Consider the following 21,918-nt stretch of genomic DNA (forward strand, 5'->3'; position numbering starts at 1 on the left):
CGCACAGGGAAAGAACCCGCCGCGCCCGGCCGTGGTTATTCTCGAAAACGAACCTTCGTCGCGCAGGTCATCGGAGAAGAATGCTCGACGCGAAATCTTGGATGATCTGTGTCCGGGAAATTCGAGTTTTCCCGCCACCGAGATGTGGAGCCATTCCATGCCCAAAGTGATTCGCGTGCAGAGGCCGAAGAAACCGCGTACCCCCGTGACCGCACTCGACCTGCGCACGCCCGCCGGGCGCCGGCTGCCCTACTAGGAGGCGTCGGTGTCACGTCGTTTGTTCACCTCCGAATCGGTCACCGAAGGCCACCCCGACAAGATCGCCGACAGGATCAGCGACGGCATCCTGGACGCCCTGCTGGCGAAGGACCCCGGCAGCCGGGTCGCGGTCGAGACGCTGATCACCACGGGCATGGTGCACGTCGCGGGCGAGGTCACCACGCAGACGTACGTGGACATCCCCGGCCTGGTCAGGGAGACGATCCTGAAGATCGGCTACGACGCCTCCCAGAAGGGCTTCGACGGCGCCTCCTGCGGCGTGTCGGTGTCGATCGGCACCCAGTCGCCCGACATCGCCCGCGGCGTGGACGACGCCTACGAGCACCGCGGCGCGGACGCCGCCGACGAGCTGGACCGGCAGGGCGCCGGCGACCAGGGCCTGATGTTCGGCTACGCGTGCGAGGAGACGCCCGAGCTGATGCCGCTGCCGATCATGCTGGCTCACCGGCTGGCCCGGCGGCTGGCCGAGGTCCGCAGGTCCGGGACGGTGCCCTACCTGCGGCCGGACGGCAAGACGCAGGTCACCGTCGAGTACGAGGGCGACCGGCCGGTCCGCCTGGACACCGTCGTGCTGTCCACCCAGCACGCCGCGCACGTCGACCTCGCCGACATGCTGACCCCCGACGTCACGCGTGAGGTCGTCGAGCCGGTGCTGGCCGAGGCGGGGATCGACACCACCGGCCACCGGCTGCTGGTCAACCCGACGGGCCGGTTCGAGGTCGGCGGCCCGATGGGCGACGCGGGCCTGACCGGACGCAAGATCATCATCGACACGTACGGCGGCATGGCCCGGCACGGCGGCGGCGCCTTCTCCGGCAAGGACCCCTCCAAGGTGGACCGGTCGGGCGCCTACGCCATGCGCTGGGTGGCCAAGAACGTGGTGGCCGCGGGGCTGGCCGGGCGGTGCGAGGTGCAGGTGGCGTACGCGATCGGCAAGGCGCGGCCGGTGGGCCTGTTCGTGGAGTGCTTCGGCACCGAACGGGTTCCTCAGCGGCGCATCCACGACGCCGTGCGCGAGGTGTTCGACCTGCGGCCGGCCGCGATCATCCGGGACCTGGACCTGCTGCGTCCCATTTACGCGGGCACCTCCGCCTACGGCCATTTCGGCCGCGACGAGTTCACCTGGGAGCGGGTGAACCGGACGGAGGAACTGCGGGCGGCGGCCGGGGTGTGACCGTGGCCCCGGTGAACTCCGAGGAAAAGAAAATGGCTGGAAACGGCGGCGGGAAGTCAGCTTCCTGCCGCCGTTCCGCATTTCACCGGACGCCGTGGCGGCACATCATGGAAACAGCCTCAAACAGCTGCGAGAAATTCGGAGGTCGCCGTGCCGGTCGTTTCAGAGATCGAGCCCTACCCGATGCCGGACGCCGCCGAGCTGCCGCCCGCCGCGGTCACCTGGACGCCCGACCCGCGCCGGGCCGTCCTGCTGCTGGTCGACCTGCAGCACGCCTGCCTCGACCTCTTCCCGCCCGGCGAGGCGCCGCTCACCGACCTGGTGCGCAACGTGACGGCGCTGCGCGAGCTGTGCGCGCGCCTCGGCGTGCCCGTCGCCTACGCGGCCCAGCCGGGCCTGCTGACCGGCGAGCAGCAGGGGCTGGCCAAGGACTTCTGGCGGCGCAGCGACCGGCTGGAGCCCGCCCGGCGCGGCTTCCCCGAGCCGATGGCCCCGGGACCGGGCGACTGGATCTTCACCCGGCGGCGCTACAGCGCCTTCCACGAGACCACCCTGCTGTGGTGGCTGCGCGAGTCGGGACGCGACCAGCTCCTCATCGCCGGCGTCTACGCCCACATCGGCGTCCTGACCACCGCGCTCGACGCCTTCACCCACGACATCCAGCCGTACGTGGTGGCCGACGCCGTCGCCGACCTCACCGCCGCCGACCACCGGCAGGCGCTCGGCTACGTCGCCGGCCGCTGCGGGGTCACCCTGACGACCAAGCAACTGCTCGCCGGACTGCCGCGCAATTTGTGAGTTGTCAGGCCCGGAATCGCAGCGGACACTGAACTCGCGATCTCCCGGAGCAGGCGCAACCGAAGGGGACCGAAGACCAATCGCCGGCGACCTCGCCGTGCCGGGACGACGCGTGACCGACGATCCCGGAAGCCGAGGTTCCCGCATGGCCACCCACACGGTGTCGACGTCCGGCGGCCTGTTGAGCGCGCTCAACACCCGCTACCACAAGCCCGCCCTCACCCTCTACCTCGTCGTCGTGCTCGCCCACTGGGCCGAGCACGTCGCCCGAGCCGTCCAGGTCTACGTGCTGGGCTGGCCGCTGAAGGAGGCGCGCGGCGTCCTCGGCATGCCCTTCCCGTGGCTCGTCAGCTCCGAGTGGATGCACTACGGCTACGCGCTGCTGATGCTCATCGGCCTGCTCATGCTGCGCTCCGGCTTCACCGGCAGGTCCCGTACGTGGTGGAACATCTCCCTGGGCATCCAGGTCTGGCACCACCTGGAGCACCTGCTGCTGCTCCTGCAGGCGCTCACCGGGAACAACCTGGCGGGCCGTCCGGTGCCGACAAGCATCATCCAGCTCCTCGTCCCGCGCATGGAGCTGCACCTGTTCTACAACGGGCTGGTCTTCGTGCCCATGGTGGTGGCCATGCTCCTGCACCGCAGCCCTCGTCCGTCCGAGCGGGCGGCCATGCGCTGCGCCTGCGCGGTGTCGCCCGCGTGATGGCGGGCTCCGGGCGCCGCGGGGTCTCCCCGGCCTTCTCCTTCGCGCTCAGCCTGGTGGCGGGCTTCCTGCTGTTCCTGACCGTGCCGAACCTCGGCACGGTCGTCCGCGCCGCCCGCGCCGACGGCGTGCCCGGGGTGTTCGTGCCGCGCGCGCTGGCGTGCATCACGCATCCGGGGCACGAGTCCTGCGTCTGGACGGGCGACTTCCGCTCCGACGACGGCACCACCGGCCGGACGGGCATCGAGATGTACGGCAGCGACCGCTACACCCACCGGGCCGGGCAGCCGGTCCGCGCGGTGGACATCGGCTCCGGCGGCCGCGTCTACGGGCCGGGCGGGTCGAACGAGTGGGTCTTCAGCGCCCTGCTCCCGGCCGTGGCGCTGGGCCTGCTGTGGTTCCTGCACGCCGGTTCGCTGCGGCGGCTGCTTCCCGCGTCCTCGCGGCCCGGGCTAGCACCGGGCCCGGAGGCCGCCGGCCACTCAGTGGCGGCCGGCGACGGCGTCGGACAGCAGAGCGCTGAGCGGGCCGGGCGCTGAGACCATCGGCCAGCAGCCGGTGTCCAGGGTGTGGAAGTCCCAGGACGGCGCCGCGCGCAGCGCGGACACGTCGGGCGACAGGCTGCCCTGGAAGTGGTCCAGGTCGCACACCACGTAGCTGGCCCGCTGCCGCTCCAGCGGCGTGCTGAGCACGGCGGCCTCGGCCACGGCGCGGCCGGGGTGGCCGACGAACCGGGCGGCCAGCCAGCGCGCCTGCGCCGCCGTGAGGCCCTGTCCCTCGGCCACCAGGGTGTGGTCGGGGGCGGGCCAGCGGCCCCCGCCCGTCTCGATCAGGCGCAGCTCCTGCTCCCGCTGCCGGTCGGGGAAGGCGTGCAGCATCGAACGGCCGTCGTGCGGCAGGAACGCCTCGACGTAGACGGTGTGGGCGACGCGGCCCGGCGCCCGGTCGGCGACCTGACCGGCCACCAGCCCCGAGTAGCTGTGCCCGACGAGCACGACGTCGCGCAGCCCCTCGTTCTTCAGCAGGGTCAGCACCTCGTCCACGTGCGTCTGCAGGCCGACGCCGGCGACGTCGTCGCGCGGCCCGGACAGGCCGCGCAGGGTGACGGCGCGGGCGTCGTGCCCGAGCAGGCGCAGCCGCCGGACGACGGGCTCCCAGATCCACGCGCCCGACCAGGAGCCCGGCAGGAGGAGGAAGGTCCTTCGCATCTGGATCGTCCTCCTCGTCACGCGACGCCGGCCAGCGGCCCCGGCAGGGGGCCCCGTGCGAAGTCTGCCCGCGCGGCGGGCAGGTGGAACTCCACCGCCTCGACCGGACGGCCGGTGATCACCGCGACCGCGGCGACGTAGCCGCGGCCCGGCGACAGGACGCGGAACCGCAGGCTCTCCGGCGGGATGTCCAGCGGCCAGCTCAGCAGGGCCGGGTCGTCGGCCGGCCCGCTGACCGCCACCTCCGTCGGAGGCACCCGCAGGCCGTGCCCGGTGGCCTTGAGCGCCGCCTCCTTGCGCACCCAGACCTTCGCGAACGCCTCGTACCTGTCCTCCTGGGGGAACGCCTCCAGGACGGCCAGCTCGGCCTCGGTGAGCGCGCAGCGGGCCAGGTCGTCCACCGGGTCGGCGGGCACGGCCTCCACGTCCACCCCGAGGGGGCCCTCGGTCGTCACGGCCACCGCGACCCGGTCCTCGGAGTGCGAGACCGACACGTGCAGCGGGAAGCCGGGCGCCCGGACCTGCGGCTTGCCGTGGTACCGGGTGCAGTCGGGGCACGACCGGTCCACCACGACGTCCTCTGGACGCACACCCAGCTGCACGGCGCTCGCGGTGCGCAGCAGCCACGAGCCGGTCAGGAAGCGCCTGCGGTCGGGCTCGCGGCGGAACCGCGCGGCCCGTTCGAGCTCGGGCTCGCTGAGCACCGACAGCAGGGTCCCCTCCGGATGGTCCCGCGGACCGGCCCACCAGACCTGGCACTCTCCGGGCGCCACCACAGATGCGATCACTGGTCTTCCTCCCTTGCGGCTGTGCTGCTGTGGGACAGGACGCGGCAGGCCACCAGCTCCCACCGGTCCACCTCGGGGTTGGCGAGGGTCTGCGTCACCTCGGCGCGCACCTGCGCGCTGGTCAGGGGCTCGTCCACGCGCATCCGGATGACGATGTCCCCGCCGGCCTGGGTGAGGTCCTTGTGCCAGTGGCCCGGCAGGAGCGCCATGATGCGGATCCCGTCGATCGGGGAGCCGAGGATCGGCATCCCGCGCACCTGGCGCATCGTCACCTGGATCAGCATGGCTTCCTCGTCGCCGTGCGGCGTGAAGGGGCGAACATGGGGTCTCATCTCCATCTCGTCTGCCGGAGGTCTGTCTCTCGTACCTCCACTGTGGGATCCGGGAAGGGCGCGATCCAGGGATGGGGACGTCAGGAAGCTGCAGGCCGCCGCCGCATGTTGTCACCGGCCCGCTCCTGGTCCTAGGTCCAAGGTCCCGGGGCACGCTGACCGGACGGCCGATCCCGCGGACCGCGGCGGGCGGCATAGTCGTCCCGGAGACGGCGCGGAACACCTGGGGAGGGGCGATGACCGGACCGGACGGCCCGAGCCCGGGCGCCGCCCACCCCAGTGCCCTCAGGGGGTGTGCCAACAAGTGTCCGCCGGTTCCGGTGCAGCCATGACAGGCCACCGAACCCCGTACGGACGAAAGGCATATCCATGTCCATCACCCGCTCCCCGGCCCGCATCCGGCGGCCGGGGTGGAGCCTCGCGCTGCTCGCGCTGGGGCATCTGATCATCAGTCTCGACTTCACCATCATCTACGTGGCCCTGCCGGACATCGCCTCCGATGTCGGCTTCACCCCGCACGCCCTGCAATGGGTGGTCACGGCGTACGCCGTCCTCTACGGAGGTTTCCTGCTGCTCGGCGGGCGCCTGTCCGACCTGGCCGGACGCCGGCGGATGTTCGTGCTCGGCATGGCGCTGTACGGCGTGGCCTCCGTGCTGGGCGGCCTGGCCACGGCGCCGGGGGTGCTGCTCGCCGCGCGCGGCCTGCAGGGCCTGGCCGGCGCGGTGTTGTTCCCCGCGGTGCTGGCCCTGGTCAACACCGCCTTCGCCGAGGGCAGGGAGCGCAACCGCGCGCTGACGGTCTGGGCCATGGCGGGCGCCGGCGGGCTCACGGCGGGCGCGCTGGCCGGCGGGGTGCTCACCCAGGCCCTGGGCTGGCAGGCCGTGTTCTACGTCAACGTCCCGCTGACCGCCGTGGGCGCCGTCGCGGCCTTCGCCCTGCTGCCTCCCGACGGCCGCGCCACCCGGGGCAGCGTGGACGTGCCCGGGACGCTGACCGGCACCGCCGGCATCACGCTGCTGATCTTCGCGGTCGCGCACGGCTCGGAGGCCGGGTGGGCGCGGGCCGAGGTGGTCGCGGCGGCCGTGCTCGCGGCGGTCCTGGTGGCGGTGTTCCTGCGCGTCCAGGCCCGCGGACGGACGCCGCTGATGCCGCTGCGGCTGTTCCGCAACCGGGCGCTCAGCGGCGCGGTCGTGGTCATCCTCGTCTTCGGCCTGACGATGCAGGCCGTGCCGTACTTCCTGACCCTGTACCTCCAGGACGTCCTCGGCTTCAACGCCCTGGAGACCGGCCTGGCGTTCCTCGGCCCGACCCTGTCGATCACGGCCGGCAACTTCCTCAGCGAGCGGCTGGTCCACCGGCTCGGCACCCGCGGCACGCTGATCGCCGGAATCGTCGTCAACGCCGTGGGCGCCGTGCTGCTGGCCCCCGGCATGCAGGGGGACGGATCGCTCCTCACCGTCCTGCCCGGGGTCGTCGTCATCGGCCTGGGCATGGGCATCACGTACGAGGCCATGTGGATCGCGGCCGGCACCGGCGTCCCGGCGGACGAACAGGGCCTGGCCTCCGGGGTGGCCTCCACCGCGCTGCAGGTGGGCACCGCGGCGGGCCTGGCGGTCCTGGTGGCCGTCGCCAACCACGGCATCGAAGGGCTCGCGGGGCAGGCCCTGCGCGACGCCTCCGCCGAGGGGATGCGCGCGGCGGTCCATGTCCTGGGCGCCGTCATGCTGGCGGGCGTCCTGGCCGCGCTCGGGCTCCCCGGCCGGCGCGCCCGGACGGCCGCGGCCGTCCCCTGCGCCGACCAGGGCTGACGGGCGGCCCTACAAGGGAAGGTTGCCGTGTTTGCGCGGCGCCACGTGCTTGCGCTTGTCGCGCAGCATGGCCAGCCCGCGCGCCACCGCCGACCTCGTCTCCACCGGGTCGATCACGGCGTCGACCAGGCCGCGCTCGGCCGTGTACGCCGGATGGACCAGCTCGCGGGTGTACTGCTCCAGCAGCTCCGCCCGCCGGGCGGCGGGGTCGGCCGCGACGGCCAGCTCCCTGCGGTGGATGATGTTGACCGCCCCCTCGGCGCCCATCACCGCGATCTCGTTGGTCGGCCAGGCCAACGACAGGTCGGTGCCGATCGAGCGGGAGTCCATCACGATGTACGCCCCGCCGTAGGCCTTCCTGACAATGACCTGGACGCGCGGCACGGTCGCCTCGCAGTAGGCGTACAGCAGCTTGGCGCCGTGCCGGATGACGCCCGAGTGCTCCTGCTCCTTGCCGGGCAGGAAGCCGGGCACGTCCACGAGCGTGACCAGGGGGATGGAGAAGGCGTCGCAGAACCTGACGAACCTGGCCGCCTTCTCCGCGGCCGACACGTCCAGCACGCCGGCCAGCACCGTCGGCTGGTTGCCCACCACGCCGATCACCTGGCCGTCGATCCGGGCCAGCGCGCAGATCACGTTGGGCGCCCAGCTCTGGTGCAGTTCGAGGAAGTCGCCGTCGTCCACCACCTCGGCGATGACCAGCCGCATGTCGTACGGCTTGTTCGGCTCCACCGGCACGATCTCGGCCAGCCGGGGCCGGGCGTCGCCGGCCGCGGCCCGCGCGGGCAGCGCCGGCGGGCGGCTCATGTTGTTGCTCGGCAGCATCGAGACCAGGTCGCGCACGGCGGCCAGGCAGCTCTCCTCGTCGTCGTGCACGAACGTGGCCAGCCCCGACCGGCTGGCGTGCACCTGCGCGCCGCCCAGCTCGGCGTGCGTGATGCGCTCGCCGGTGACCGCCTCGACCACGTCCGGGCCGGTCAGGTAGAGCTGGGCGGTGTCGCGCACCATGAACGTGAAGTCGGCCAGCGCCGTCGAGTACGCGGCCCCGCCCGCGCACGGGCCGAGCACGACGGCGATCTGCGGGATCACCCCCGACGCCTGCACGTTGCGCTGGAAGATGCCGCCGTAGCCGTTGAGCGACAGCACGCCCTCCTGGATGCGGGCCCCGCCGCTGTCGTTGAGCCCGATGAACGGCGACCCGCTGGACAGCGCCAGGTCCATCACCTTGTGGATCTTCTGCGCGTGCGCCTCGCCGAGCGAGCCGCCGAAGACGGTGAAGTCCTGCGCGTAGACGAAGACGCGGCGGCCGTCGATGGTTCCGGATCCGGCCACGACCCCGTCGGTGTGCGGCCGCTGGGCCTCCATGCCGAGCCCCTGGGCCCGGTGCCGCCGGAACATCTCGATCTCCAGGAACGAGCCCTCGTCCAGCAGCAGGTCGAGCCGTTCGCGCGCGGTGCGCTTGCCCAGTGCGTGCTGCCGCTCCACGGCCTGCGGGCGGCCGCGCGCGATGTCCTCGCGCGCGCCGGCGAGCTCCTCGCGCAGGCGGTCCATGGCCGACGGCGGGGCTTCCTGGAGGACCTCGGGGGAGATGGTCATCGTTTCCTCCTCGGACTCTTCCGGTACGTCCAGTTAAAGATCGATGGCCGTTCCATGTCACCTCCTGCAGTGCTTGACCGCGCCGGAGGTGGCAGGAAGCGGAAACGCCCTGCAGCTTGCTGCCTCGCCGAAGCCTGGTTCGCGCCCCCGCCGCGGCGCAAAGTTGGAAGTGCAAGGAAGCAGCGACAAGGACCGCCGAGAAAGAGGCAGTGAAATGACGAACAGCATTGTTGCCAAGAGGATTTCCCAGTGGATTATCGCGATTGTCTCCGGGATGCTCGTCTGGGCCGTCGGCGCCACCGCCGCGCAGGCCGCCGCCGCTGCCGCCGACACGGTGGTGCTGCAGGCGGACGGCAACACCTGGCCCGCGCCGGCCGGCCCTGACGGCCACACCTGGCCGCTGCCCACCCCGCTGCCCTCCCCGCAGGGCAACACCTGGCCGTAAAAGCCCCGACACCGGAAAGGAATTGACCGTGAATTTCGCCGAGGAGGTTTGCTTATAGAAACAAGGGTCGAACACGAGAGAACCCCCGCGACCGGGTCGCGGGGGTTCGTCATGTCGTACTACAGGAAACGACGGAAGAAACGCGTCAGATCCAGTTCTCCTCCTTGGCGCGCAGCGCGGCCTGGAAGCGGTTGACCGCGCCGAGCCTGGCCATCAGGTCGGCGACGTAACGGCGGTAGGTGCGCACCGAGATGTCCAGCTCGCGGGCGGCGATCTCGTCCTTGTCGGCCGTGGCCATGACCGCCAGCACCCGCTGCTCCATCTTCGACAGCGTCGGCTCCTCGCCGGGCGGGTCGAGGTGGTCGGCCAGCGGCACGGCCGCCTTCCACAGGCCCTCGAAGTAGATGACGAGCTGGGAGATCAGGCCCGGCTCGCGGACCAGCAGCGCGCCCGTGGAGTGCGCCTTGGGGTCGATCGGGACGACGGCCACGCTGCGGTCGTACATGAGCATGCGGTCCATCGGCTGGTCGGTGACGCGGATCTCGGCGCCCAGGTGCGCCAGCTCGCGCAGGTACGACACCATGCGCTGGTCCTCCAGCGCCTTGGGGTGGAAGATCTCGCGCAGGGCCAGGCCGCGCCGCAGAGAGCGCGTGTCGAGCGGCAGCGCCGACTCGATCATCACCTCGTTGAACGGGCCGCCCGGGTGCAGGCAGAGCGTCTCCTTGTAGGAGAAGAAGGCCAGGTCGTCCAGGCGCTGGCGGACCCGCGCGCCGCTCTCCACCCGCTCGATGTCCAGCACCGCGTTGGAACGGTCGCCCTCCCGCTTGTCCTCCAGGAAGCTGGAGATGGCGTCGCGGGCGCCGAACACCCGGCGGATCTCCGCGTTCAGCTCCTCCAGGCGCTGTTCGACCAGGCGCTCGATGGCGATCCGCGGCTCGGTCGCGGTGACCCGGTGGCGGTCGTTTAGGTCGAGCATGGCGAGCCGGTCGAGCGTCTCCACCGCCGACTCCACCGTCTCGGGATCGAGGTCCAGGGCCTCGGGCACCGAGCCGACGCTCTCGCCCCGATGGCGCAGGAAATAGCGGTAGACCGCCTCCGCTTCGGGGGTGACTCCAATGACGGACAGATCCACGCCCCACCTCCCGGGGGTTCGGCGGCCGGAGCTTGCAGTTCCATTATCGGAATCCAGACGGCCGGCGCTCCTCGCAGGTTGCGGTGTTCGCTGAGGTCAGGGCACGGGACACGGCAGCACGGTGGCCCCGGGCGCGGCCCGGTAGCACAGGGCCCCCGGGCACAGCACCTTGACGACCTCGCCGTCGGCCCGCACGGCGACCGGCTCGTGCCCGAACCGGCGCGCGGCGATCTCCGGCCAGCCGGACGGACGCAGCCCGCTCACCTCGTCCACCAGCCGCGGATCGGCGTCGACGGCCAGGCGCTCCAGGTGGGCGGCGTAGTCGCCCTCCCGCTGCCACACGGCGAACCGGCGCAGGCAGTCGGGCAGCTCCAGCGTGCTCCACGGCTGCGCCCTGGCCGCCATCGCGCGCAGGAACGCCTCGCACACGGCCGACTTCACGGTACGGCCGGCCGCCGCGGCCAGCGTCGCGCCCTCGCCGCCGACGGTCACCAGGGCGACTCGGAGGTCGGGCACCGACAACACGAACGCCGACATCCGCAGCCCCAGCCCCGCGGCCGCGGCCGTCACGCCGGGCGGCAGCAGGCGGTCCAGCGCGCCCGAGACCCGCAGCAGCGGCTCGCGCGGCTCGGCCCACCAGCGCGCCACCACGTCATGGGCGACCACCTCGGCGATCGCCTCCGGCACGCCGCTGTCCACCACGCCGCTCGTGGCCGGCTCGACCAGGCATTCGTGCCCGCCCGTCCAGACGACCTCGACGGGCAGCCGGTAGCGCCGCCCGCTGAGCAGGCCGGTGCCGGGCACGTGCCGCCGCAGGCTCGCGGGCGGGTCGGCGAGGAAGTCCGACAGACGCAGCTCCGTCCCCGTCCACGCGGTCTGGGGGCCGTCGCCGGGCAGGCGGCGCAGGCGGCGCAGCGCGGCGAGCCGGGCCAGGGCGCGCGCCCTGCTCTGGGCCTCGTAGCCGGCGAACCCGGCGACGATGACGGCGAGCTCGTCCTGCGGGGATTCGGCGCAGGCCAGATGGACGGCGCCGCCGAGGCAGTCGGCCATCGGCGCGAACATCTCACCGGTCGTCCCAGCGGCCGTCTCACCGGCCATGTCACCGGCCATGTCGCGGGCCATGTCACCGGGCGCCTCACCGGTCGTCTCCGTCACCGGCCACGAGCCCGCGGGCGTGGATGCCATCGCTTCTCCTCCGGAGCGCGACGGCCGTCGCGGCCGCCGCATCCCCAGTACACGCGCGGCCCGACGGGCCCGTCAACGCTCCGGCGGCCATCCCGCAATCCGGGAGAAACCCGTCAGCAAGCTGCCACGACCGCCAGCTTGCTGACGCCGCCGGACCCCCTGCGGACGGCCCGCGCCCGGCACCGTGGAAGGCGGAACCAGCCCGCGAGCAGAGCAGCGAGAAGGCATGTCATGGACTCTTTCAACATCGCCGCACGATTCCTCGACCGCGCCGACGGCGCCAGGACCGCGCTCGTCACCCGCCAGGGCCGCGTCGACTACGCGACGCTGCGCGCCCTGGCCGACCGCGCCGGCAACGCGCTGCGCGAGCTCGGCGTACGCCGCGGCGACCGGGTGCTCATCGCCGCCGACGACAGCGTGGAGTCGGTCGCCACCTGGTACGGCGCCCAGAAGATCGGCGCGGTCACCGCCGAGGTCTACACGTTCCTGCGGCCCAAGGACTACCGCTACTTCGCCGGCTACGCCCGGCCGAGCCTGGTGGTGGCGGGGCCGTCCGCGCTGGAGAGCCTGCGCGCGGCGGGGCTGACCGGCCTGCTCGTCACCGGCGTGCCGCGTCACCTGCTGCGCCCCGGCGAGCACCACTTCGACACCCTGGTCGCCGCGCAGGAGGCGCGGCTGGACCCGGTGCCGGTCGCCGCCGGGGACGTGGCGCTGTGGAAGTTCACCACCGGCAGCACCGGCGCGCCGCGCGCCTGCGTGCTGCCCGCCAGGAGCCCGCACGTCAGCTTCGACTCCTACGCCCGCGGCGTGCTGGACCTGCGCCCGGACGACGTGGTGCTGCCCGTGCCCAAACTCTTCTTCGGCTACGCCCGCGACCTGACCGCCCTGTTCCCCTTCGGCGTCGGCGCGGCCGGCGTGATCTTCCCCGAGCGCAGCCGGGTCGAGACGATCTTCGAGCTGATCGCCGAGCACCGGCCCACGGTCCTGGTGAACGTGCCCACGATGATGAGCGCCATGCTCGCCCACCCCGACGCCGACCGGCAGGACCTGAGCTGCCTGCGGCTGTGCACGTCGGCGGGCGAGGCGCTGCCGCCCGAGCTGCACCGCCGCTGGAGCGACACCTTCGGTGTGGAGGTGGTGGACGGGCTCGGCTCCTCCGAGGCGTACCACATCTTCCTGTCCAACCGCCCGGGACGGGTCCGGCCCGGCACGCTCGGCCAGGTCGTCCCCGGCTACCGCGCCCGGGTCGTGGACCCCGAGGGGCAGGAGGTCGCCGACGGCGAGACCGGGCGGCTGGAGGTCACCGGCGACGCCGTCGCGCTGGAGTACTGGCAGGACCCGGAGCGGACCGCGAGCACGTTCGTGGGCGAGCGGACCGTGCGCTCGGGCGACCTGGTGACCAGGGACGCCGACGGCTACTTCCGCTACCGGGGACGGGCCGACGACCTGCTGAAGGTGGGCGGGTCCTGGGTGGCGCCCGCCGAGATCGAGAACTGCCTGCGCGAGCACCCGGCCGTGGTCGAGTGCGCGGTGGTCGGGCACCGGCTGCGCGGGCTGACCCGGCCGCACGCGTACGTGGTGGCCTCGGCGGCGGTCGAGGCGGCCGAGCTGAAGGCGTTCGTCCGGGCCCGGCTGGCGGCGCAGAAGTTCCCCCGGCGGATCACGTTCGTGGAGCGCCTGCCGCAGACGGCCTCGGGCAAGGTGGACCGCCGCGCGCTGGAGGCGGGGACGTGAGAAGCGGGCGCGCCCGGGACTGGGGGAGTTCCGGACGGGCGCGCCCGCGGTTCGGGGAGGCTTCTCAGACGCCGGCGCGGGCGAACTGGCCGGGACGCCGGCCGGCGCCGGCCGGCCCGCGGTAGGCCTGCGCGATGTCCAGCCAGCGGTCGGCCTCTTCGCCGGTCGCCGTGACCGCCACGTCGGCACGGTGCCGCCGCCTGGTCACCAGCAGGCAGAAGTCCTCGGCCGGGCCGCTGATCCGCTGGGCGGCGTCCTCGGGGCCGTAGGCCCACACCTCGCCGGAGGGGCCGGTGATCTCGAAGCGGAACTGCTCGGCCGGCGGGGTCAGCCCGCGCGACAGGTAGCCGAAGTCCCGGGTGAGCACCGCGAAGACGACCAGGTGCCGCAGCCGGTCGGTGCGCTCCAGCCGCACGCCGAGCGCGTCGGCGACGTCCTGCCCGTGGGCGAAGGTCTCCATGATGCCCGCGCACGCCAGCACGATCGGCGGCAGCGGGTTGACCAGCCACGGCACGACCTCGCCCGCGGGCACGGCGGCCAGACCGGCGTGCACCTCCGACCGTCCGGCCCGCCACTTGGCCAGCAGCGTGGCCGGCGAGTCGTTCTCGAACGCCTTGAGCGCGGCGTTCACCGCGCCGTCGAAGTTCTTCTCGGCGCCGGCCGTCATGGCCGTGAACGCCTCCGCGTCGGTGGCGGCGGCGGTGGCCAGGCGGAAGATGAAGGCCAGGTGGGCGATCTGGTCGGCGATCGTCCAGCCCGGCGCGGGGGTGGGCAGCTTCCACTGCTGGGCGTCCAGGCCCGACACCAGCGCGTCGAGCTGGTCGCCGTCGGCCGCCAGGTCGTCGAGCACTACCTCTAGCTCGGTCACGTCCTCGTTCCTTTCAGTCGGCTGTCGATACGGTCGGAAGCGGGGTGGCGGGCAGCCCGGACCAGGCGCCGGTCCGGCGGGCGGCGGTCATGGCCGCCCAGGAGGCCGCCTCGACGAGCGCGGTGTCGGCGAGCGCGGTGTCGGCGAGCGCGGCCGAGCCCGGCGTCGCGGCCCGGAACTCGCCGACCGTCCGCGCGTCCACCTGGTGGGAGGCCAGCGCGGTCAGCAGCGCCAGCCGGGCGGCCGGACGATGCGCGGGCGGCAGTACGGCGGCGGACTGCCCGGCCCAGCCGCTGCCGGGGCCCGGCGGGACGCCGTCCCAGCCGGACACCCGCTCGGCGACCAGCTCGCGGACCGGGACGGGCAGCCGCCGCGCGCCGCCCTCCTCGATCGCCGCCGCGGCCCTGGCGAACGCCTCGCCGAGCCGCGGGACGCCGCCCGCCCAGGCCAGGTCGTCCGGCAGCGGCGCGCCGGGCAGCAGGCCCAGCGAGCCGCCGGGGGTCGCGGGCCGCCGCGCGGCGGGCCGCATGAGCGCGCCGAACACGCGCAGCACGGGCCCGCGCGCCCCGGCCGGCAGCTCCGGCGGCAGCGGCGAGTCGCCGAGGAACACGTTGACCATGCGGTTGAGGTACTGGAAGGTCACCGCGACCGCCACGAGCTCCACGGCCGCCGCCCCCGTCACCGGCGGGCCGCCGGCCCCGGGGGCGGCGCTCGCCCTGGCCCAGTCGGCCAGCGGCCCCAGCCGGGGATCGGCGGGGGTCAGCGCGCGCAGGGTCGCGCCGTGCACGTCCACGCAGTACGGGCAGGCGTTGCCGGCCGAGACCTCCCTCGCCACCAGCTCCCCGGCCACCCGGCCGGCCGCCCCGGCGGCGAGCAGCGACTCGCGCAGGACCAGCCAGCACGCGGCCAGGGCGCGCGGCGCGGGGGAGTGCAGGGCCACCGGCGGCGCGAGCATGCCGAAGTCCCGCTCGACCTGCTCGTACACCCGGGCCACCAGGCCGCGGGCGGCGCCCGGCCGCACCGGGCGGACGTGCCGCACCTGGGCGAGCGCGCCGGGCGCCGTCATCCGGCTGAGCAGCCGTCCCATCGCCGGCGCCCTACCCGCGCAGCGCGGCGGCGGCCAGCGACGCGGTGGCCCGGCGGCCGGCGGTGGAGCCGTCCGGGGCGGGCGCGCCGTAGGAGACCTGCACGCCCCGCTCCCGCGCGGCCCTGACGATCCCCGGCACGGCCCGCTCGGCCAGCGCGGAGATGGTCATCGCCGGGTTGACGGTCAGCGCGCCCGGCACGGCCGAGCCGTCCGTGACGAAGATCCCCGGGTGCCCGCGCAGCTCGTGCCCGTCGTCCAGCGCCGAGGTGTACGGGTCGTCGCCGATCCGGCACGAGGCCAGCGGATGCACCGTGTACGCGCCGACCAGGTCGTTCGTCCACGGCGTCACCGTGGCCAGCCCGTCGCGCTCCAGGATCTCCTTGCACTCGGCGTCGGCCATCGCCCAGGCGGCCGAGGTGTTCGCGGTCGGCTTGTACGACAGCCGGCCGACGCCCAGCATCTGCTGGGAGACCCGGTCGGCGTTGCCGCGTACGGGCGGTGGCCCGAAGACGCCCTCGTTGTCGTCCTCGATCATCTGGAAGATGATCAGCCAGGACCGCCAGCGTTCCAGCATCTCCTTCTTGCGCAGCCCGAACCACGCCGGGTCGGGCCCGCCGGCCAGCGCGAGGATCGTGCCCAGGCCGGGCGGGAAGTAGAGCTGCTCCAGCGAGTAGCGGGTGTACTCGGGCAGCGAGCCGTCCAGCCGGTCCCAGTTGGCCACCGTCGGGCCCTTGCCGATCTGGTTGGCCGCGTACGCCAGGCCGTCGCCGCGCTCCAGGCCCAGCACCTCGCGCACGCGCTCCTCGTTCAGCACGGCGGTGTTGAGCCGCTCGCCGTTGCCGGAGAAGTAGCGGCCCACGGCGTGCGGCATCGCGCCGAGCGCGGCCTCGCTGCGCTGCAGGATGACCGGCGTGGCGGCGGCGCCGGCGGCGAGGACCACCACCTTGGCCTCGATCGTGCCCTCGCCCTCGGTCAGGCGGTAGTCCTCGCCATGGACGATCTTGTAGTGCACCCGGTAGGAGCCGTCGGGCGTCCGCTCGATGCTCTGCACCTCGTGCAGCGGCCTGATCCTGGCGCCGTGGGCGAGCGCCGCCGGCAGGTAGTTGACCAGCAGCGACTGCTTGGCGTCGAACCGGCAGCCGGCCATCATCCAGTTGCAGTTGACGCAGGACCCGGTGTCCACGGCCGCGGGCACGGGGTTGGCGGTGCGGCCCGCGTGCCGGCAGGCCGCCGCCCACAGGCCGCCGGAGTACGAGACGTCCTCCCAGCCCTGCTGGGTGATGGAGATCGACTCGGCGACCCGGTCGTACCAGGGGTCGAGGGTGTCGCGGCTGATCGCGGCCGGCCACATGCGGCGCCTGATGCTGCCGCGGCGCTCGAAGACGAACCGCGGCGCGCGGGGCATGGCCGCGAAGTAGACCACGCTGCCGCCGCCCACGCAGTTGCCGCCCAGCACGCTCATGCCGTCGCCGACGGTGAAGTCGAAGATGCGGGTGTAGGACGAGCCCAGCTTGAAGTCGTGCTCGTAGTCGGCCGACTCCAGCCACGGGCCGCGCTCCAGCATGACCACGTCGGCGCCGCCGGCGGCCAGGTGGTAGGCGGGGATCGCGCCGCCGAAGCCGCTGCCGATCACCAGCACGTCGGTGCGTTCGACGCCGTTCATGCGGGGCTCCCTGAAGCTGTCGTGTCCGGGTGGAGGTCGGCGAGGGGACGGCCGTAGGAGTAGGCGGGGAAGCGCCACAGCCCGTCCGCGTCGGGCGGAGTGATGCCCATGGCGGTCAGGCCGGGATGCCCGGCCCTGATGGCGTCGGCGGTGTGCAGGTGGGCGGCGGAGTCGTAGGCCATGTAGCAGAACAGCACCAGCAGCACCCACAGCGCCTTCTCCGGGTGGCCGGGCGCGGTCAGCGTGCGCACCAGCGCGCCGCGCTCCTCGAACGGCAGGGCCACGAACGCGGGCACGCCCGCCTCCAGCAGGATGCCGTGCTGGTCGGCGTGGGCGCGGGCGTGCTCGTTCAGCGAGCGGGCGTAGTCGTCCAGGCCCTCGGAGACACCGGTGGCGTCCCATTCCAGCAGCTCGACGGCGCCCGCCGCGACCGCGCCGCCCGTCGGGCTCATGCCGGCCACCGCCCGGTCGTCCGGACCGCGCTTGGGGCCGGGCACGATGGTGTCCGCGAGCGCCTCCAGCGTCTCCACCCTCGTCTCGTAGAGCAGTGGACCCATGGGTACTCCCTCGTTCAGGTCGGCTTTCGGTCGGTACGGTCGGCGGGGTCGGTGCGCGCCAGCGCGGCCCGCAGGGTGCTCAGCGCCCTGACGGTCTGGCTGCGGACCGTGGAGGACTCGTTGCCCATGACCCGGGCCGTGTCCTCGGCGCTGCGCCCCTCCCAGAACCGGAAGAAGATCGTCGCCCGCTGCCGCGGCCCGAGCCTGGCCAGCGCGCCCATCAGCACGATGCGCTCGCCCACCAGGTCGTAGGGGTCCAGCGCCGCGGCCGCGTCGGGTGGCGCGCCGCTGAGCACCTCCCGCGACCAGCGCAGCGACCTGCGGTCGCTGATGAGCAGCCGCCGCATGATCTGCCGCGCGTACGCCTCGGCGCGGTCGCGCCGGTCGAGGCCGTCCCAGTGCCGGTGCAGCGCCAGCAGGGTGCGCTGGACGAGGTCGTCGGCCTCGTGCCAGTCGTCGGAGAGCCGGAAGGCCACCCGGCGCAGCATGGGCCTGGCCTCCCGCGCGAAATCAGCGAATTCCTGCCCCCGTACATCGGCCATCACCCTCACCCCCGGAACACGGCCGTGCAATTTCCGCTTTCTTCGGCATGCTCAGAATTGAATGCGCGGTGCGCCGCAACAACCCCTAACGGACGCCCCCGCGCCCTTATCCACAAAGGCGCCGGCGCCACCCCCTATTCGCCCCCCGTGGACCCCTGTTCTTCTCTCCGTACGCTGCCCGGCCCGTTCTCGCGCACATACGCTCGCGACGTGAGCGCCTCCGGTGCGGCATTACTGGCGATCAGCGACCTCCACGTCGGATTTCCCGAGAACAGGGCGGCCGTCGAGGAGCTGCGCCCGCGCACCGCGGACGACTGGCTGCTGGTGGCGGGGGACGTCGCCGAGCGGCTGGACGCGTTCGAGCAGACGCTCGGCCTGCTCGGCGAGCGCTTCGCCAAGGTGGTGTGGGCGCCGGGCAACCATGAGCTGTGGACCACGCCCGGCGACCCCGGCCTGCGCGGCGAGGAGCGCTACCGGCGCCTGGTGCAGATCTGCCGGCGCCTCGGCGTGCTCACGCCCGAGGACCCGTACGCGGTCTGGACGGGGGAGGGCGGCCCGGTGGCCGTCGTCCCCCTGTTCCTGCTGTACGACTACAGCTTCCGCCCGCCCGGCACCACCCGGGAGCAGGCGCTCGGCCTGGCCCGCGAACAGGGGGTGGTGTGCAGGGACGAGTTCCTGCTGCATCCCGAGCCCTATCCCAGCAGGCAGGCGTGGTGCCGGGCGCGGGTGCGCGAGAGCGAGCTGCGGCTGGACGCGCTCGACCCCGCCCTGCCCACGGTCCTGGTCAACCACTTCCCGCTGCTGCGCGCCCCCACCCGCGTCCTGCGGCACCAGGCGCTGGCGCAGTGGTGCGGCACCGAGCAGACGGCCGACTGGCACCTGCGCTTCCGTGCCGCCGCGGTCGTCTACGGCCACCTGCACATCCCGGGCACGAGCTGGCACGACGGGGTGCGCTTCGAGGAGGTCTCGCTCGGCTACCCGCACGAGCGGCGGCCGCACCACCGCGACGGCCGGGTGCTCAGGCAACTGCTGCCGGCCCCCCGCCGCGAATGGGCCCTATAAATCGCATTCTCAGATAAATTGCCGAGATTTCCGAAAATTTCCCAAAAAAGGGCGATTTGTCATGCAGCGTACTGCGCGCCCGAGAGCGTGTACCAGGTGGCAACCGAAAGGCAATGCATCCGGAGCGCCGCGGAATCGTCGCGCCCCCCGGGAATTCTCCGGCCGGAGAATCGACGGGGGACGCGCGCCCGAGGGCTTCCGGGTTCCGGGAGACCATATGGACGACGTCATCGAACGAGCGGTCCTGCGGGTCATCGAGAGCATGCAGGAGAACCACGGCGAGCAGCTCACCATTGACGACATGGCGCGGACCGCGATGTTCAGCAAGTTCCACTTCTCGCGCGTCTTCCAGCGCGTGACCGGGCTGTCCCCTGGACGGTTCCTGTCCGCGGTGCGGCTGCGCGAGGCCAAACGCCTGCTCGTGTCCACCTCGCTCAGCATCACCCACATCAGCCACCAGGTCGGCTACTCCAGCGTGGGCACCTTCAGCTCGCGCTTCACCCACAGCGTGGGGCTGTCGCCGAGCAGGTACCGGCAGTTCCTGAGCGTCACGGCGGCGGACCTGGCCGGCGGCGAGCGCGCGTTCGGCGGCCCGGCGGCGACCCTGCACGGCGTCGTGACCTCGCCGCTGGCCGACCGGCCGGTGTTCGCCGGCGTGTTCCCCGGCCAGATCCTGGAGGGCAGACCGGCGAGCTTCACCCTGATCGGCCGGCCCGGCCCGTACGTGCTGGAGAACGTGCCCAAGGGCACCTGGTACCTGATCGCCCAGTCCGTGGCCGAGTCCCGCGAGGACGCCGTGCACCACCCGCCCCAGGGTGACGCCGCGACGTGCATCGCGCGGATCGGGCCGATCGAGGTGGGCGGCGGCGGCAGCGAGCGCGCCGACCTGCGGCTGCGTCCCATGAACGCGCTCGACCCGCCCGTCCTGCTCGCCCTGCGCGACCTGCTGGCCTGGACCGACACCCACACCTGAGAAAGAAGGGGCGGCACGTGCGGAAGGGCCCGCGGACGATGTCCGCGGGCCCTTCCGTGATCTTCGGGGCCGATCTCTAGGCCGGGCTCACCGTCATCGGCAGCCCGCCGCGCACCCGCAGCGACAACATGGCCTCCGGAACCGCCCGGCGGCCGGGCAGCCCGGTCAGCCGCAGCTCCCGGGTGACCATCGCCAGCACGAACGTGGCCTCCATCATCCCCAGGTGGTTGCCCACGCAGAAGCGCGGGCCCGCGCCGAAGGGGATGTAGGCGTACCGCGGCCGGTCGGCGGGCGCACCGGGCTCGAACCGCTCGGGACGGAACGCGTCCGGCTCCCGCCAGTACGCCGGATGCCGGTGCAGCGTGTACGGGCTGATGAGCACGTCCGCGCCCGCCGGGACCCGGTACCCGCCCACCTCGTCGTCCTCCCGCGCCACCCGCGTCAGCGCCCACACCGGCGGGTACAGCCGCATGACCTCCTCCAGCACCGCCGCCGTGTAGGTGAGCCTGCGCAGGTCCTCGTACACCGGCGGCCGGTCGCCCAGCACCGAGACGGCCTCTGCCCGCACCCGCTCGCGCACCTCCGGATGCCGGTCCAGCAGGTGGAAGGCCCACGACAGGGTGCTGGCGGTGGTCTCGTGCCCGGCCAGCAGGACCGTGACCACCTCCTCCCGCAGGCGCTGCCGGGCGGCCCGCGGGTCCTTCCGCAGCCCGGTGGACTCGATCAGCAGGGACAGCAGGTCGCCGCCGCCGGTCGGGTTCGCCAGCCGCTCGGCCACCAGCAGGTCCACGACCCGGTACAACTCCCGCCGGGACCGGCGGAAACGCAGGTGCAGCGGCAGCGGCAGCCATAACGGCACCATGGCCAGCGTGACCATCTCGAACATGGCCTGGTCCTGGACGCCCTCGAAGGCGTGCCCGACCGAGCCGTGCGCGCCGAGGTCGGCCTCCAGCAGGGTGCGGCCGAGCACCCCGAGCGCCAGGCCGGTCATCTCCCCGGCCACGTCCACGGGCCCGCCGCCCACCCGGGCCCGCAGCCGCTCGACCAGACGGCCGGCCTCCTCGGCCAGCACGGTGTCCTGCTGGGCCAGCCGCTTGTTCTGGAACAGCGGCTGGATGGTCCGGCGCTGCTGCCGCCATCGCTCGCCGTCGCTGGTCAGCAGCCCGTCGCCGATCACCCGCCGGGCCTCGGCCAGGCCGATGCCCTTGCGGTAGTTGCCGCTGTTGTCGGCCAGTACGTGCTTGGCGTGGTCGGGATGGTTGAACAGGTAGATGCTCTTCGGGCCGATCGTCATGCGCACCGCGTCGCCGTACCGGGCGGTCGCCTTCGACAGCAGCGCGAGCCGGTCGCCGACCAGCCGCCGGTACAGGACGGGCGCCGCCCAGGGCGGCGGGCCGGGCGGCACGCGGCCGCCCAGCGCCACCGGGCGGGTGCCCAGCGTGGTCACGCCGACACCCCCTGCAGGGCAGGGGAGGTCTCCCCGAAACGGCCCCGGTAGACCAGCAGGCCGTCGCAGTCGTCCCGCCGGCTCAGGGACAGCACCTCGCCGACGAAGATCGTGTGATCGCCGCCGTCGTAGGCGCGCCAGACCCGGCACTCGAAGCGGGCCGCCGCGCCCGCGATGAGCGGCACCCCGGTGACCTCGCCCGGCGTCACCTCGACGTCGGCGAACTGGGCCAGGCCGAGCGGACGGTAGCGGTCGGCGAAGTGCCGCGCCTCGGCCTCCTGGTGCCCGGCCAGCACCGACACCCCGAACGACGTGGCCGCGGTGATGCACTGGTGCATCACGGCGCCCTTGCCGACGCACACCAGCAGCAGCGGCGGGTCGAGCGAGACCGAGGTGAAGGAGTTGGCCGTCATGGCGTGCGGGACCTCGCCGCCCGTGGTGATCACGGTGACGCCCGTGGCGAACGCCCCGAACGCGTCGCGCAGCGTCTTGGCGTCCGCGACCTGCGGCGCCGGGGCCGATGAGTGGAGTTGCAC

General features: G+C 73.3%; 22 protein-coding genes. 9 read left to right on the plus strand and 13 right to left on the minus strand.

Features of this window, described 5'->3' with window-relative positions; genetic code table 11:
• Positions 1-265 precede the first annotated feature (265 nt).
• From metK to ACNF49_RS25295, 4 genes are all read left to right on the plus strand, one after another.
• Positions 266-1,453, plus strand: coding sequence for a methionine adenosyltransferase (gene metK, locus ACNF49_RS25280; RefSeq protein ID WP_482945204.1), 1,188 nt, complete (start codon positions 266-268; stop codon positions 1,451-1,453).
• Positions 1,454-1,603: 150 nt separating this feature from the next.
• A complete protein-coding gene (locus tag ACNF49_RS25285) occupies positions 1,604-2,251 on the plus strand; it encodes an isochorismatase family protein (RefSeq protein ID WP_352354837.1) in 648 nt (215 codons plus the stop codon).
• A gap of 145 nt (positions 2,252-2,396) precedes the next feature.
• A complete protein-coding gene (locus ACNF49_RS25290) occupies positions 2,397-2,954 on the plus strand; it encodes a hypothetical protein (protein WP_482945205.1) in 558 nt (185 codons plus the stop codon).
• A complete protein-coding gene (locus ACNF49_RS25295; protein WP_482945206.1) occupies positions 2,951-3,493 on the plus strand; it encodes a hypothetical protein in 543 nt (180 codons plus the stop codon). The genes ACNF49_RS25290 and ACNF49_RS25295 overlap by 4 nt, the downstream gene beginning before the upstream one ends.
• Here ACNF49_RS25295 and ACNF49_RS25300 read toward each other — a convergent pair.
• From ACNF49_RS25300 to ACNF49_RS25310, 3 genes are read right to left on the minus strand one after another with little or no spacing between them, the layout of a single operon-like run.
• Positions 3,437-4,162 carry an alpha/beta fold hydrolase gene (locus ACNF49_RS25300; RefSeq protein ID WP_357982074.1) on the minus strand — a complete coding sequence of 242 codons (726 nt, stop codon included), beginning with the start codon at positions 4,160-4,162 and terminating at the stop codon, positions 3,437-3,439. The two genes, ACNF49_RS25295 and ACNF49_RS25300, sit on opposite strands and share 57 nt — an antisense overlap.
• A 17-nt stretch (positions 4,163-4,179) precedes the next feature.
• Positions 4,180-4,950 carry a 4'-phosphopantetheinyl transferase family protein gene (locus ACNF49_RS25305; RefSeq protein WP_352354829.1) on the minus strand — a complete coding sequence of 257 codons (771 nt, stop codon included), beginning with the start codon at positions 4,948-4,950 and terminating at the stop codon, positions 4,180-4,182.
• Positions 4,947-5,282 (minus strand): hypothetical protein, encoded by a 336-nt coding sequence (locus tag ACNF49_RS25310; protein WP_357982071.1) that lies wholly within the window; start codon positions 5,280-5,282, stop codon positions 4,947-4,949. Before ACNF49_RS25310 ends, ACNF49_RS25305 begins: the two co-directional genes overlap by 4 nt.
• A 369-nt stretch (positions 5,283-5,651) precedes the next feature.
• Between ACNF49_RS25310 and ACNF49_RS25315 the strand changes: the two genes are divergently transcribed.
• The gene (locus tag ACNF49_RS25315) at positions 5,652-7,091 is read left to right on the plus strand and encodes an MFS transporter (RefSeq protein ID WP_482945207.1); all 1,440 of its coding nucleotides are present in this window, start codon (positions 5,652-5,654) and stop codon (positions 7,089-7,091) included.
• A gap of 9 nt (positions 7,092-7,100) precedes the next feature.
• Here ACNF49_RS25315 and ACNF49_RS25320 read toward each other — a convergent pair whose 3' ends face one another.
• Positions 7,101-8,687 carry an acyl-CoA carboxylase subunit beta gene (locus ACNF49_RS25320; protein ID WP_482945208.1) on the minus strand — a complete coding sequence of 529 codons (1,587 nt, stop codon included), beginning with the start codon at positions 8,685-8,687 and terminating at the stop codon, positions 7,101-7,103.
• A 274-nt stretch (positions 8,688-8,961) separates the two neighbouring features.
• Here ACNF49_RS25320 and ACNF49_RS25325 point away from each other — a divergent pair, with 274 nt between their 5' ends.
• A complete protein-coding gene (locus tag ACNF49_RS25325; protein ID WP_482945209.1) occupies positions 8,962-9,132 on the plus strand; it encodes a hypothetical protein in 171 nt (56 codons plus the stop codon).
• Positions 9,133-9,277: 145 nt separating this feature from the next.
• Here ACNF49_RS25325 and ACNF49_RS25330 read toward each other — a convergent pair whose 3' ends face one another.
• Both ACNF49_RS25330 and ACNF49_RS25335 read right to left on the minus strand, forming a co-directional pair.
• Positions 9,278-10,264, minus strand: a complete 987-nt coding sequence (locus tag ACNF49_RS25330; protein WP_357982062.1) for a LuxR C-terminal-related transcriptional regulator — start codon at positions 10,262-10,264, stop codon at positions 9,278-9,280.
• Between the two features lie 96 nt (positions 10,265-10,360).
• Positions 10,361-11,449 carry a hypothetical protein gene (locus tag ACNF49_RS25335; RefSeq protein ID WP_482945210.1) on the minus strand — a complete coding sequence of 363 codons (1,089 nt, stop codon included), beginning with the start codon at positions 11,447-11,449 and terminating at the stop codon, positions 10,361-10,363.
• Positions 11,450-11,680: 231 nt separating this feature from the next.
• On the opposite strand from ACNF49_RS25335, the gene ACNF49_RS25340 reads away from it, so the two are divergent.
• Positions 11,681-13,183, plus strand: coding sequence for a benzoate-CoA ligase family protein (locus ACNF49_RS25340; protein ID WP_357982056.1), 1,503 nt, complete (start codon positions 11,681-11,683; stop codon positions 13,181-13,183).
• 64 nt (positions 13,184-13,247) lie between these two features.
• Here the strand turns inward: ACNF49_RS25340 and ACNF49_RS25345 are convergent, their stop codons facing one another.
• The 5 genes from ACNF49_RS25345 to ACNF49_RS25365 are packed head-to-tail and all read right to left on the minus strand — an operon-like array spanning position 13,248 to position 17,900.
• Positions 13,248-14,051 carry a TIGR03084 family metal-binding protein gene (locus tag ACNF49_RS25345; protein ID WP_482945211.1) on the minus strand — a complete coding sequence of 268 codons (804 nt, stop codon included), beginning with the start codon at positions 14,049-14,051 and terminating at the stop codon, positions 13,248-13,250.
• Between the two features lie 13 nt (positions 14,052-14,064).
• A complete protein-coding gene (locus ACNF49_RS25350) occupies positions 14,065-15,138 on the minus strand; it encodes a carboxymuconolactone decarboxylase family protein (RefSeq protein WP_482945212.1) in 1,074 nt (357 codons plus the stop codon).
• Positions 15,139-15,148: 10 nt separating this feature from the next.
• Positions 15,149-16,801 (minus strand): GMC family oxidoreductase N-terminal domain-containing protein, encoded by a 1,653-nt coding sequence (locus tag ACNF49_RS25355; protein ID WP_482945213.1) that lies wholly within the window; start codon positions 16,799-16,801, stop codon positions 15,149-15,151.
• Positions 16,798-17,358: a DUF5987 family protein gene (locus ACNF49_RS25360; RefSeq protein WP_357982044.1), complete on the minus strand. Its 561-nt coding sequence runs from the start codon at positions 17,356-17,358 to the stop codon at positions 16,798-16,800. The genes ACNF49_RS25355 and ACNF49_RS25360 overlap by 4 nt, the downstream gene beginning before the upstream one ends.
• A gap of 14 nt (positions 17,359-17,372) precedes the next feature.
• A complete protein-coding gene (locus ACNF49_RS25365; RefSeq protein ID WP_357982041.1) occupies positions 17,373-17,900 on the minus strand; it encodes a sigma-70 family RNA polymerase sigma factor in 528 nt (175 codons plus the stop codon).
• A gap of 210 nt (positions 17,901-18,110) precedes the next feature.
• Here ACNF49_RS25365 and ACNF49_RS25370 point away from each other — a divergent pair, with 210 nt between their 5' ends.
• Together ACNF49_RS25370 and ACNF49_RS25375 are read left to right on the plus strand one after the other, a co-directional pair.
• A complete protein-coding gene (locus ACNF49_RS25370; protein ID WP_357982039.1) occupies positions 18,111-18,962 on the plus strand; it encodes a metallophosphoesterase family protein in 852 nt (283 codons plus the stop codon).
• A 217-nt stretch (positions 18,963-19,179) separates the two neighbouring features.
• Complete coding sequence (locus ACNF49_RS25375) at positions 19,180-19,935, plus strand: helix-turn-helix domain-containing protein (RefSeq protein WP_357982036.1); 756 nt, start codon at positions 19,180-19,182, stop codon at positions 19,933-19,935.
• 76 nt (positions 19,936-20,011) lie between these two features.
• Here ACNF49_RS25375 and ACNF49_RS25380 read toward each other — a convergent pair whose 3' ends face one another.
• Together ACNF49_RS25380 and ACNF49_RS25385 are read right to left on the minus strand one after the other, a co-directional pair.
• Positions 20,012-21,382 (minus strand): cytochrome P450, encoded by a 1,371-nt coding sequence (locus ACNF49_RS25380; RefSeq protein WP_357982033.1) that lies wholly within the window; start codon positions 21,380-21,382, stop codon positions 20,012-20,014.
• The gene (locus ACNF49_RS25385) at positions 21,379-21,918 is read right to left on the minus strand and encodes a flavin reductase family protein (protein ID WP_482945214.1); all 540 of its coding nucleotides are present in this window, start codon (positions 21,916-21,918) and stop codon (positions 21,379-21,381) included. The genes ACNF49_RS25380 and ACNF49_RS25385 overlap by 4 nt, the downstream gene beginning before the upstream one ends.

It is taken from the genome of Actinomadura sp. ATCC 39365 (genome assembly GCF_054392275.1).